The sequence below is a fragment of the Paucihalobacter ruber genome, from assembly GCF_006494535.1.
In the GTDB taxonomy this organism is placed as follows: domain Bacteria; phylum Bacteroidota; class Bacteroidia; order Flavobacteriales; family Flavobacteriaceae; genus Paucihalobacter; species Paucihalobacter ruber.
Map to the genome: position 1 here is coordinate 1 of NZ_VHIQ01000010.1, position 11,844 is coordinate 11,844.

The window sequence follows — 11,844 nt, forward strand, 5'->3', positions numbered from 1 at the left end:
GTAGTAAAAGAGCGGGGATTATCAATGTTGTCGAAGTTTAATACTTCACCGTGTATAGTAACCTTATTCCGCTCTTTTGTTCTTTCTGATTAAGTACTAAAATTAATGAATTGTAAACTTAAGCCGTGTATAAAAAATTGCTAGTTTTAGGTAGCACAAAGTTTGTTGCTTGTTTGCCGGCTTCCGATTTTCCTTCGGAAAATCCTCGCCCACAAACACGCAACTTTCCATACACGAACACGTTGTACGCAATTTGATAGATCCTTGAAAGATACATTTTACAACTTATATTTAGGTATGACAAATGGAATTCCAAAAGACGAAAACGGAATGGAATTTGAAGTTGTTTACTGTCTTGAAAATGACAAAAAAATATCATCGGAATTAAAAAACGATTCTGATTTGAGGTATTTTTTAATCATTCTTCAAAAAACAAAAGATGATTTAGAAAATGGAATTCTTAATGTACAAAATGAATGGAAAAGTTTTTCGGACCTATCTCTCGAATTTGAATTCATTACTGATTACAAAAACAAAATGACAAAAAATTTTAGGGAACTTTTAAATGAGTGTGACCACGAAACAGTCATTTTTAAATCCCAAGTTGTTGGCTTTAATAATAAATCAATGGCTGAATTGAAAGAAGCGAGAAAACTGATTTTAAGAGTTGCGACTAAATCAAAATGGAATTTTTGGAATTAAAAAACTGCGTACAACACCGGCTATAGTTCATTGCGGCGGAATTTCCTACTCGGAAATTCCTGCGTATTTGCTAACTTTGGGTTACGGCGGAAAATCCTCGCGGATTTATCCGCAACAAACCATAGCCCAAACGTTGTACCCAATTTGAGAAATGCATAAAACGGATGAATATATTGAGAAAAGATTAAAGTGGAAAGCTGAAAAACACAGTCTTCCAACAAAACATTCGTTCTTATTTGAAAGTTTACCGTCTGAAAACCAAAAACATTACTCGGAATTATTTAAATCTCAAAATATTGGAATTCCAGTTTTAGTTTTCACTCAACCGAAAAATGACAAATGGACTATTATTGGAACTCGGAAAATAGTTTGGGGAGAATATGACAAATTCGAAAGTCTTCTAATAGAAAATATTAAAGAAATAAAACCTGAATCTTTAGTTAAGTTGAGTGAATCTGGAAAAGCAACTAAAGAGTCAATGAAAAAAGCAGAATGGGACGAATTGACAATCACGAATCTGAATTTTGAAAAATTTATTATTCCTGCGTTTAAGGGTTCTGACTTTTTTGCGATGTGGAATATTTTACTAATGAATTGGCAACTAAACCAAAAATAAAAAACTGGGTACAACAACGGCTATAGTTCATTGCGGCGGAATTTCCTCTTGGAAATTCCTGCGTATTTGCTAACTTTGGGTTACGGCGGAAAATCCTCGCGGATTTATCCGCAACAAACCATAGCCAAACCGTTGTGTGTAATTTGAATCAAAACAATACACTAAATTGAAAATAAAATACATATTACTATTTTGCGTAATATTTTCTTCCTGTCAGAATGATATCTCTGAAAAAAAATACAGGAATGAAAACTATGTTTTCTATCATGAAAATGGAAAAGAAGGTAAATGGTTAAAAATAAATCCTGATTTAGAAAATAAGTTGACAAAATCCTATTCGACTTACTTTTTTCCTAATGGTAATAGATTTGTGGAATTAGAGGTAATTGATAGCTATCCTAACCGAATAATAAAATATTTCGATAAAGTAAATGACAAGCTAACAATGACAAGTATATATGAATCTGATTCCCTCATAAAAACAGTTTATGAAAACGGTTATTCTCGTCAATATCATTCTAATTTAGGACGCATACAATCAGAAGGAAAAATAGAAAATGGAATGTTTCAAGGTAAATGGAAATTCTATAGAAATGATGGAAAAACTATAAAGCAGATTGTAGAATATTTAAATGACACATTACACGGAATTAGAGAGGATTATTGGGAAAATGGGAATTTAAAAAATAAGTTGATAAATGTCAAAGGCAAACAAAACGGACAATCATTCCACTACTATGAAACTGGTGAAATAAAAGAAAAAAACTATCTAAAAAATGGCAATCTTCATGGCAAAATGAAATATTACTACAAAAATGGAATTGTTGAATCAGAAAGAAACTATTGGAATAATATAGAAATCGATTCTTGTAAATCCTTTTTTGAAAATGGTAAGCTCAAGAGTCTTCAAGTCATAAAAATTGATACTAATACTTTAATTACTTATGGCAAAGAATATAGATATTATGACAGTGGCGAACTTCACAAAGAATCGGAAATAAAAAATAACTTGCCGCATGGAATATTAAAAACATTTTATAAAAGCGGAAAAATCAATTCCTACCAAGAAATGAATCAAAATAAAATTGATGGGAAATTTATTTATTTTCATGAAAATGGGTTAACAAAACTAAAAGGAAAAGCTTTGAACAATATTTTAGAAGATAGTGTATATTATTTCAATGAAAATGGAAAACCGTTAAAAACTATGATAGTTCAAAACGGAGTCATTATAGATTCGTTAATTTATTAAAAACTACACACAACAACTGGTATAACAAATAGCTTTTTAATGCTTAAACCAAAGTTTTTGTATATTTAAAAACATAAAACCAACTCGGAATGGCTAGCGATTATTTGCACGCTACTTGCCATACCAGAGAACGTTGGCAACCATATGAAAAACACATTTGCAATCATATTACTTTTTGTTTTCGGAACAGTCTTTTCGCAAGATGATTGTAAAGATTATAAGGAAACCTACATTCCAAAAAATCTAAAAGATGCAATTGAATATTTGAATTGTGAATGGCCAGAATCCAACAAAACGGAATTTAAAAACAAAGAAGAAAGCGACGCTGTAACTGAATTACATTTTGGAGCTGGAATGGGAATTAGAAATGGATGGGACTTGTGGAAAGGAAAAAACCAAATATCAAGGTTTTTCAAATCAAAAGGAATTTCTCATCCAGATGATATGTCCACAATAATTTTGACTTCGTTTCATAGACGATTAAACAATAAGCCTATTGGTTTGGATTCACAAATTACATACTATAAAAGCTATTGGGAAACCGCCAAAAAGGAATTTGAAAAAAAACAACAGAACCAAACAGAATTAAGTAAAAAAGAGTTCGATGACTACAAACTTAATGACTCGGTCAAAATTGAATTTAAAATTAACAGACAGGGAAAAAATGTTTGGGCTTATCGAGTTCAAAAATATCCTGACTTGAATGAGAAGCCTAATTGCTATATCAAAGGAACTGTAATTGATAAAAAAAAGAAAAAACGGAAACGTGGAAAATACGTTTTGACAATACTAATTACGGATATTTGTGGAAATGAAGAAGCAATTTTTAACGGAGAAGAAAGTGGACTAAAAGTCAATCAAGAATACGATTTTAGTCTTATGAGTTTTAAAATAAGTAAAAGTTAAAAAATACGGTTGCCAACAATGGCTATAAGTAATTGCTTGTTCTCGCTTACTTCTGAAAATCCTCACGGATTTTCAGTTAGGTGTGTACTTGCTAAGTTAAGTGCTAACCCACGCAACTACTCATAGCCGAGACCGTTAGGTTAAAGCTGAAAATCGAGCCGTAGCAATAATTTTGGATAACTGAACTGACTCAAAAACGCTTTAGATTTTATACGAATCCGTCGGACTGAATTGCCATGCGGACTTTAACGATTGACAGGAAATGAAAATGAAGTTTTGGCATTTTAAAGAACATCGGACTGACAAGCGATGCGGATAAATGGATTGTTTAGAAAAAGTCGTTAAAACTAAGATACATTGATCGCATCGGACAAACAACGGCTGATTTAAAAGCCTTAACCTAACACCGGCTATAAAAAATAGCTGCAAAGTGCTAAATCAAAAGTTTTTGTGTATTTTTAAAATCAGTTATTAATCGGAAAGGCTTGTGAGTATTTAGACGCTACTTTTTATAGCCAAACACGTTGTATGCCATTTGAAATATGAAAATTAGACCACAATATTTTTTATTCCTTTTCTTTATTTTTCTAATAGTTTCATGTGTATCTAAATCGAATGAAGTAGCGGAATACGAAATTATATCTGAAGTTTTAAATCATTCTTATGGAAACGAAACGGACAATGAAAATGGACTGAATTGGATTGACACTTCAAAACCGTATAAATCGCTACTTATTCTTAATCACACTAATCTTATAGAGGTTGACCTTGAAATAATCAATCAGTACTTGACATTTAATAATATCACAGATTTTTCAATTGATGACTTTAATGAAAAAAGGGATTGGGATGTTTCACAAATTAAGGGTTACAAACGCTACAAATTGGAGATAATGAAAAACCAATCAGTCGAGAGTCCGCACATAGGAATGGTTCAGATATCTGCAATAAGCTTCAACAAGGAATACAACAAAGCTCTAGTCTACACCTCTTTCTTCTGCGCCGGAAATGGAGATTGCGGCGAAGGACTAATTTTTCACCTGACAAAGGATAACAATTGGAAAATTGAGAAAGTTGAGATTATGTGGGTTTCTTAAATAAAAACGGCATACAACACCGGCTATAAAAAATAGCTGCAAAGTGCTTAATTCAAAGTTTTTGTGTATTTTTAAAATCAGTTATTAATCGGAAAGGTTAGCGATTGTTTACACGCTACTTTTCATAGCCAAACACGTTGTACACCATTTGAGAAAAAATGAGAAAGACAGAACTTTGGAACCAAGTTGATAGAATTCTTTGGGAAGATTGGGATCCAATAGGAATTAATGATTCTGGTCCTGAAGATGAGTATAGTGGATATGTTCCTTCAATAATTAAACTTCTTAATCAAGATGCTGACGAACACAAAATTGCGAAGCTATTACTTGAACACGCAAACATAAATATGGGAGGCTCAACAATAATTGAAGACCATTTAAAAGTTGCTAAAAAACTAAAACAATTAAATTCTAAATAATGAGTTGGGATATTGTACTCTTTAATTCAAAACAGAAAATAGAATCAGTTGCGGAATTGGACGAAAACCAACTTGAACCAACTGATTTTAGCGGAATTTTAGAAAGTTCATTTGACAAAATAAAAACTGACGACAATCGCAGAGAAATAATCGGAACTGATTTTACTATTGACTTTTTTGCCGACAGCGAACATTCGAGCAATTTTATGCTTTCATTATTTGGAGAAAACGGACTTTATGCTCTGATTGAGTTATCAAAAAAACATAACTGGCAAATTTACGATTCTGGAATTGACCAAATGATTGACTTGGAAAATCCTGAAAAAAATGGATTTGAAAACCATAGAAAATATGTTAAACAAATACTTAACCGAAAATAAAAAAACGGTGTACAACACCGGCTATAGTTCATTGCGGCGGAATTTCCTAATCGGAAATTCCTGTGTATTTACTAACTTTGGGTTACGGCGGAAAATCCTCGCGGATTTATCCGCAACGAAACCATAGCCACAAACGTTATGGGCAACCTTAAAAGACGACAATCATTGAGAAAATTGACACTAATATTAATCGGCTTTTTGAATTTCACATTTGCTATCGGACAGACTTATAGTTCGGTGACAAGTGACAAAGAAATTTATGACTTTCTGAATTGGATGACTATTAACGACAGAAAATACGGAGAAGAACCAAAACTGAAACGGAAACATATATATCACAAAATATTAAGTTGGGACACGACAAACTTCATAACTAATGACACAGCACTAATTGAGCAATATCAAATTTTCAGCATTGACGGACGATATCTTTATCTAAGGAAAGGCGGGACAGACACAATTTTTAAGCAACAAGACAGAGACTTTTTGTTTATACAATTTACAGCAATTAAAGACACAACTTGGCACGACAAGTTTTCAAAATCAAAACTCTTGACGAGTAAGAAACAGAAAAGACCGAATAGATATTATTACTCAATTCCTTTGTTTTCAGTTGACAAAAAATATGTAATCATTCACCGAAAATATTATTGTGGAGATGAGTGTGCTTACGGTGGTTACTATGTTTACAGACGGCTTGACAACAATAAATGGGAATATCTAACAGCAGTAAACACTTGGATAAGTTGACACGACACGAACGACAAATAGAAAAAAAGGCAGCCCATAACAGCACCTACCCAAAAGTGGCGGTTCAGTGGTTCAATCAAGCTTTTTGCTTCTATCAAAGTTTGTGCTTGGTTGACAGTGAAGTGCTCCGAAATCGCCACCTTCGGGTAGCTGCAAAACGTTACCAAACAGTTGATACAACTCAATGAAAACCATTTTTAGCATAATATTTTTAACATTTTTATTGCCATTAGGACAAAATAAAACGACCGAATTAAGCGGAATTTATTACTCTGTAGATAATAAATTTGAAAAATGGTCAATTATGGAATTACGTGAAAATGGAACTTTTAAATACAAATATGGTTTGAGTGCTTGTCAAGGTGATGTAACTGGGACATACACAGTTAATTCTAATCGGATTCAATTCAAAAACGACAAAGAATTTACTAAAGAATATTTGGAAAAAGAAAGAGATTCTTTAAACTCAATTTTTCCGGGTATCGGAATTCCTGTCATTCCTGACTTGAGTTTGACGGAATGGAAAATAAAAAAGAACTCAATAAAACCGATTTCGGAAATTGATTGTGGTTGCATAATTGAAAAAGGGAAACATAAAAAAAGATAAAACCGTTTGGTAACAGCGCATAACAAAAATGGCGAATTCATTGCTGAAACGAGAGTTTTGTGTATTTTTAGAAAGTAAAAAGTTTAACCGAAAAACTTGCGCATTTTAAGTCGCCACTTTCGTTATGCGCGAGACGTTGGCAAGCATTTGAGAAAAACGAAAAACTTTAAAATTTTTGATTATATTTGAATATGCAAATTGAAAGAACTAATAACGAAATATTAATCCGAGTTTCTTCGGGTACGGATTTAATTGGTCTTCAAAGAATTTTAGATTATTTAAAATTTAGAGAAATAGCATCTAAAAGTAAAGCTTCACAAGAACAAATCGACAAACTTTCCTCTGAATCCAAATCATCATGGTGGAAAAAAAATAAAAGTCGATTTGTGAAATGAAAATCGTAGTCGATACAAATATTATTTTTAGCGGACTTTTAAGTCCAAATGGAAAAATAAGCGACCTTTTATTAAACTCTTCAGATAAATTTGATTTTTATTCACCGACTTATTTGCTCGATGAATTAGAAAATCATAAGAAAAAACTGTTAAAAATTACTGGGTTTTCAGCATATGAATTTGAGTTCCTAAAAAGAAATATCTTCAAAAAAATTGACTTAATAAATTTAGAATCTATCCGCGAATCTACTTGGGAAAAAGCAATCGAACTGACCAAAAATATTGATGAATTTGATGCTCCTTTTATTGCTCTTGCGTTGGAATTGGAATCGCCACTTTGGACAGGAGATAAAAAATTAATTAAAGGATTAAACAAAAAGAGCATTGATTGGATTTTAACTACTGACATTATAGCTGAAATACGAAATGATGAATAAAAACGCTTGCCAACAACTGGTATAACAAATAGCTGCTAATTGCTTAATCCAAAGTTTTTGTATATTTAAAAACATAATAACAACTCGGAATGGCTAGCGATTATTTACACGCTACTTGCCATACCAGAGAACGTTGTAAAACATTTTGAAGAAAAATCTGAACATATCAAAAACACTTCTCAAACTGACTTTAATATTGGTTTGCGGAATTTCATACGGACAAACTCAAATCACAGGAAAAGTGATTAGCGGAATTTCTGGAGAAACACCAATTTCGGACATTTATGTTCAAGAGCTGATTACCAAACAACCGTTAATTATGGCTGATAGTTTGGGCAACTTCAGAATTGAATATCTCGAACCAAATAAAAAATATATAGTAGAAATTTCTGTTTTTGGATATGGAAAACAAAAGTTTGATGTACAAACAAAAAGAGAGATTAATAACGTAACGTTTGAATTGAAAGCTGATTGTGAATATAATGTCGAACGTGCTGAAGCTGAATGGAAAAACGGAAAGGCGAATTTATTACTTGTTGGCTCAATTGCACCAATAGCGAACACTTCATATGACAATCGCTTTGAGAAAAAATTTGGAATTAAATATTTCGATTTTGGTTGTGAACCACCAATTGAGGAATGTTTAAAAGAATATAATGAACGGATTTTTGAACTTATGGACAAAAAATACGGAATGAAATGGAGAGAAAAAGTGCGTTCTGACGTTGAATATTTGAATTGAAAAAAACGTTTTACAACATCGGCTATAGTTCATTGCGGCGGAATTTCCTACTCGGAAATTCCTGCGTATTTGCTAACTTTGGTTTATGGCGGAAAATCCTCGCGGATTTATCCGCAACGAAACCATAGCCACAAACGTTGTGCATAATGCAGAAAAATCCGTGTTCCATTCAAAATCAATTTTAAAAAAGTTAAATTTGTCGGAATGGAATCAAAAAATCTTTATATAATCTCAGGGTGTAATGGTGCTGGAAAAACAACAGCTTCTTATACCATTTTACCTGAAATAATTGAATGTAAAGAATTTGTAAACGCTGATGAAATTGCCAAAGGATTATCACCTTTTCAACCCGAAAAAGTTGCGTTTGAATCAGGTCGCATAATGATTAATAGAATTAATGAACTTTTAAAAGAAAATGAGAGTTTTGCATTTGAAACAACACTATCAACAAGGAGTTACCGAAATAAGATAATACAAGCAAAAAAACAAGGATACACGATTACATTATTATTCTTTTGGCTCAACAACATTGAACTTGCCAAGGAAAGAGTAAAAACGAGAGTTAAAGAAGGTGGCCACAATATTCCCGAAAAAGTAATTGAAAGAAGATATTTAAAGGGAGTTTATAATTTATTTGACATATATCTTCCGATTATTGATGGAGCATTAATATTTGATAATTCTTTTGGAAAGCACGAATTAATAGCTCACAAAATGGGGACTGACAATTTAGAAATAATTGATGCAGCAAAATTTAAACAATTAAAAAAAGTTTATGACACAAAAAGATAAACAAATTGAATTAAAAGATAAGATTGTTAAAGGACTTGAAAAAGTTTATGAACGACTTCTTGAATTCAAGAAAACAAAGAACAGCGAGTTAGTGGTAATGCAAGGAGATAAAATAGTGAAAATCAAACCTGAATAATAAGCACTATGCACAACACCGGCTATAGTTTATTGCTAGGTCAGTGCTGACTTACGAAAATCTCTGCGCGATTTTCTATCTGTGTTTTTTTTCTATCTTAGTGCCGAGACACGCAACAAACCATAGCCAATCTCGTTGGCATTAATATAAGAAAATGAGAAACCTAATCTTAATATCAGTCATTGCATTGAATTTAATATCCTGTCAAAATTCAGACAACATAGAGGATATTGTTGTTATTGGTGGTGGACTTATGGGAAGTTCGACCGCTTGGGAGCTTTCTAAATATGGACAAAATGTTTTACTGCTTGAGCAGCAAGATTCAATTTATACGTTTGGTTCTAGTTTTGGAGAGGCAAGAATCTCAAGAAGTTTAGGTCCAAAAGAAGATATTTTCTCATTTCTGCAACAAACCTCTGTAAAAGAAACTAAATATTTGATTGACTTTCTCAATAAAGGAGAGTTACAAGAATTGCACTCAATGCAAGACATTTACACTACTGCACCAGTCACATATATCTATACTCAATCCCAGTTAAATGAGGTTGAAAATTTACTTACCGGGCAATTAGATAAATATGAATATGCATCAACTAAAGAGGAAGCAGATGAAAAATTTGGAATGAAAATTTCAGATACTACAATGGTTATTCGTGAATATAAAAAATACACTGGCACCCTTAATCCGAAAGTGTTAATTAAAAAACTACATCTAGGAATAATAAAATCTGGAAACAGGGTAAACTACAACCAAAAAGTTACCAGTTTAAAAAAAGAAGATGGAATTTATAAAATCAAAATTATAGATAATAAAACTGGAACAATCAAAACCATCTTGAGCAAAAAGGTAGTAGCCGCTGCTGGTCCGTACAATGGGATTTTAGTGAAAGATATAGCCCCATATTTTAGCCATTTGATAAGTCCAAAGCGTTTATTTCTTTCATTTTTAAAAATAAAATCAGACAAGTATGATATGTTGACAAGTGAGCAGAAGAACAGGCTTATTTCCTCTTATCCTGTTGCTTATCTAAATTCTGAAATATTTTATTCAATGATTGAAAAGTTCGACAGTAACCAAAGACCATTATTAAAAGTTGGAGGACATTTTTTAAGGACAGAAATTAAGGAGTTAGACGAAGTGTGGGCAATGCAATTAACCGAGCAAGAAATACAATGGAGCAAAGAAAATACTGCGGACTATTTGGATAAACTGGATTTACCAATAAAATCCTCTGATTTAGAATTTGACAAAGGCTACTCTTGTGTATATTCCCTAACTAAATCTGAAATACCATACGTAACTCACGGACTCAAGAATATAACGGACATTGATTCTAGCTTTGTGCTCGTTGGAGGGATGTCGGGTATTGGTGCAAAAGGCTCTTTGGCCTATGGTCTATTTGCTGCTGATCTTATTTTAGACAATAAGAATGATTCATTTATGTATCAAAAAGCCAAAACTGCTTTAGGTTTCCAAAGATTAATGGAAGATATACAGGATATTGAAAAATAAAATACTAATGCCAACAATGGCTATAAGTAATTGCTTGTTCTCGCCTACTTCTGAAAATCCTCGCGGATTTTCAGCTTGGTGTGTACTTGCAAAGTTAAGTGCTAAACCACGCAACTACTCATAGCCGAGACCGTTGGCAACAATTTAAAAAAACAGTAAAATGAGAAGCTATATTTTATTTTTTGTACTTATTGGGTTTTTAAAAACAGGAATTGTTTATTCTCAAGATGTTAATGTCAAAATTGGAATTAAAGACAGCATCCAATCAAAAATATTAAATGAGAATAGACAACTAATTGTATCACTTCCAAAAGACTATGATGTATCTAACGAAACCTATCCTGTCTTGTTTTTATTGGACGGAACTGAATTTACTCTTATAGAAGGAAGGTTAGTAACATATAAACTGGGGTTGGAAATGATTATAGTAGCCATTGCAAACACCGACCGCGACAGAGATATGATGCCACTTAGCAGGCCATCTTACGAAGTTAAAAATCCTGAAGCCGAAAATTTCATTTCATTTCTCGAAACCGAGTTGATACCACATATTGAAAAACATTACCGCACAAATGGACAGAAAACTGTTCGAGGTAAGTCCTTGAGTGGATTGTTTGTGATGTATGCCTTTATATCAAAACCAGAATTGTTTGACAACTACATTGGAAATTGTGCGGGTTGGTTTGCAGATATGGATACGTATTTCAATAAACTAGCAGATAAATCCTTCCAAAATAAAGATAACTTTAAAGGAAAGAAATTGTTCGTAGCAAACTCTTTGGCTGACCCTTTAGACCCAAACAAGGAAATACACCAATCAATAGTGGATTTATCCAAAAGAATAAAAGATGAATTAGACTACCAAATGAAATTTGATTATATGACTTACGAAAATGCTGGACACATTCCCTATTCAAGTTTTTATGACGGAATGAAATTTATATTTGAGAAGAATAAATAAAAAACTGTTGCCAACAAAGAACTGAGATAAAAACCAAGTCTTTTGTCAAAAATAATTAGCCATAAGTTTCCTGTCATTGTTGAAATAGAACAAATCTCCTTTAGTCGATTTGTTTCCAGTTCAACAAGCTACTTCCAGC

At 32.5% G+C, this 11,844-nt stretch carries 14 protein-coding genes; all 14 read left to right on the forward strand.

Annotated elements, in window-relative coordinates:
* The first annotated feature begins 264 nt into the window (after nucleotides 1-264).
* The 14 genes from FJ651_RS15355 to FJ651_RS15420 all read left to right on the forward strand — a co-directional run bounded on the left by FJ651_RS15355 (nucleotide 265) and on the right by FJ651_RS15420 (nucleotide 11,705).
* Nucleotides 265-702, forward strand: coding sequence for a hypothetical protein (locus tag FJ651_RS15355; RefSeq protein WP_216746171.1), 438 nt, complete (start codon nucleotides 265-267; stop codon nucleotides 700-702).
* 151 nt (nucleotides 703-853) lie between these two features.
* On the forward strand, nucleotides 854-1,318 hold the full coding sequence (locus FJ651_RS15360; protein WP_140991680.1) for a hypothetical protein: 465 nt from the start codon (nucleotides 854-856) through the stop codon (nucleotides 1,316-1,318).
* A 166-nt stretch (nucleotides 1,319-1,484) separates the two neighbouring features.
* On the forward strand, nucleotides 1,485-2,570 hold the full coding sequence (locus tag FJ651_RS15365; protein ID WP_140991682.1) for a toxin-antitoxin system YwqK family antitoxin: 1,086 nt from the start codon (nucleotides 1,485-1,487) through the stop codon (nucleotides 2,568-2,570).
* A 144-nt stretch (nucleotides 2,571-2,714) separates the two neighbouring features.
* Nucleotides 2,715-3,476, forward strand: coding sequence for a DUF6794 domain-containing protein (locus FJ651_RS15370; protein ID WP_140991684.1), 762 nt, complete (start codon nucleotides 2,715-2,717; stop codon nucleotides 3,474-3,476).
* 542 nt (nucleotides 3,477-4,018) lie between these two features.
* Complete coding sequence (locus tag FJ651_RS15375; RefSeq protein ID WP_140991685.1) at nucleotides 4,019-4,573, forward strand: hypothetical protein; 555 nt, start codon at nucleotides 4,019-4,021, stop codon at nucleotides 4,571-4,573.
* Nucleotides 4,574-4,731: 158 nt separating this feature from the next.
* A complete protein-coding gene (locus FJ651_RS15380) occupies nucleotides 4,732-4,992 on the forward strand; it encodes a hypothetical protein (protein ID WP_110476677.1) in 261 nt (86 codons plus the stop codon).
* Entirely contained in the window at nucleotides 4,992-5,372 is a 381-nt protein-coding gene (locus FJ651_RS15385) for a hypothetical protein (protein ID WP_110476678.1), read from the forward strand. The genes FJ651_RS15380 and FJ651_RS15385 overlap by 1 nt, the downstream gene beginning before the upstream one ends.
* A 934-nt stretch (nucleotides 5,373-6,306) precedes the next feature.
* On the forward strand, nucleotides 6,307-6,729 hold the full coding sequence (locus FJ651_RS15395) for a hypothetical protein (protein WP_140991687.1): 423 nt from the start codon (nucleotides 6,307-6,309) through the stop codon (nucleotides 6,727-6,729).
* 391 nt (nucleotides 6,730-7,120) lie between these two features.
* Nucleotides 7,121-7,561 (forward strand): PIN domain-containing protein, encoded by a 441-nt coding sequence (locus FJ651_RS15400; protein ID WP_140991688.1) that lies wholly within the window; start codon nucleotides 7,121-7,123, stop codon nucleotides 7,559-7,561.
* A 145-nt stretch (nucleotides 7,562-7,706) separates the two neighbouring features.
* Complete coding sequence (locus tag FJ651_RS15405; protein WP_140991689.1) at nucleotides 7,707-8,303, forward strand: FEKKY domain-containing protein; 597 nt, start codon at nucleotides 7,707-7,709, stop codon at nucleotides 8,301-8,303.
* A 204-nt stretch (nucleotides 8,304-8,507) separates the two neighbouring features.
* Nucleotides 8,508-9,095 carry a zeta toxin family protein gene (locus FJ651_RS15410; RefSeq protein ID WP_140991690.1) on the forward strand — a complete coding sequence of 196 codons (588 nt, stop codon included), beginning with the start codon at nucleotides 8,508-8,510 and terminating at the stop codon, nucleotides 9,093-9,095.
* Entirely contained in the window at nucleotides 9,079-9,231 is a 153-nt protein-coding gene (locus FJ651_RS15790) for a hypothetical protein (protein ID WP_216746172.1), read from the forward strand. Before FJ651_RS15410 ends, FJ651_RS15790 begins: the two co-directional genes overlap by 17 nt.
* A gap of 154 nt (nucleotides 9,232-9,385) precedes the next feature.
* Entirely contained in the window at nucleotides 9,386-10,744 is a 1,359-nt protein-coding gene (locus FJ651_RS15415) for an NAD(P)/FAD-dependent oxidoreductase (protein ID WP_140991691.1), read from the forward strand.
* Nucleotides 10,745-10,904: 160 nt separating this feature from the next.
* Nucleotides 10,905-11,705, forward strand: coding sequence for an alpha/beta hydrolase (locus FJ651_RS15420; protein WP_140991692.1), 801 nt, complete (start codon nucleotides 10,905-10,907; stop codon nucleotides 11,703-11,705).
* The last annotated feature ends 139 nt before the right edge of the window (nucleotides 11,706-11,844 follow it).

Coding starts and splice junctions, on each gene's coding strand:
- FJ651_RS15410 (WP_140991690.1), top strand. CDS start 8,508: ATGGAATCAAAAAATCTTTATATAATCTCAGGGTGTAATGGTGCTGGA.
- FJ651_RS15415 (WP_140991691.1), top strand. CDS start 9,386: ATGAGAAACCTAATCTTAATATCAGTCATTGCATTGAATTTAATATCC.
- FJ651_RS15395 (WP_140991687.1), top strand. CDS start 6,307: ATGAAAACCATTTTTAGCATAATATTTTTAACATTTTTATTGCCATTA.
- FJ651_RS15790 (WP_216746172.1), top strand. CDS start 9,079: ATGACACAAAAAGATAAACAAATTGAATTAAAAGATAAGATTGTTAAA.
- FJ651_RS15385 (WP_110476678.1), top strand. CDS start 4,992: ATGAGTTGGGATATTGTACTCTTTAATTCAAAACAGAAAATAGAATCA.
- FJ651_RS15360 (WP_140991680.1), top strand. CDS start 854: ATGCATAAAACGGATGAATATATTGAGAAAAGATTAAAGTGGAAAGCT.
- FJ651_RS15370 (WP_140991684.1), top strand. CDS start 2,715: ATGAAAAACACATTTGCAATCATATTACTTTTTGTTTTCGGAACAGTC.
- FJ651_RS15380 (WP_110476677.1), top strand. CDS start 4,732: ATGAGAAAGACAGAACTTTGGAACCAAGTTGATAGAATTCTTTGGGAA.
- FJ651_RS15375 (WP_140991685.1), top strand. CDS start 4,019: ATGAAAATTAGACCACAATATTTTTTATTCCTTTTCTTTATTTTTCTA.
- FJ651_RS15420 (WP_140991692.1), top strand. CDS start 10,905: ATGAGAAGCTATATTTTATTTTTTGTACTTATTGGGTTTTTAAAAACA.
- FJ651_RS15400 (WP_140991688.1), top strand. CDS start 7,121: ATGAAAATCGTAGTCGATACAAATATTATTTTTAGCGGACTTTTAAGT.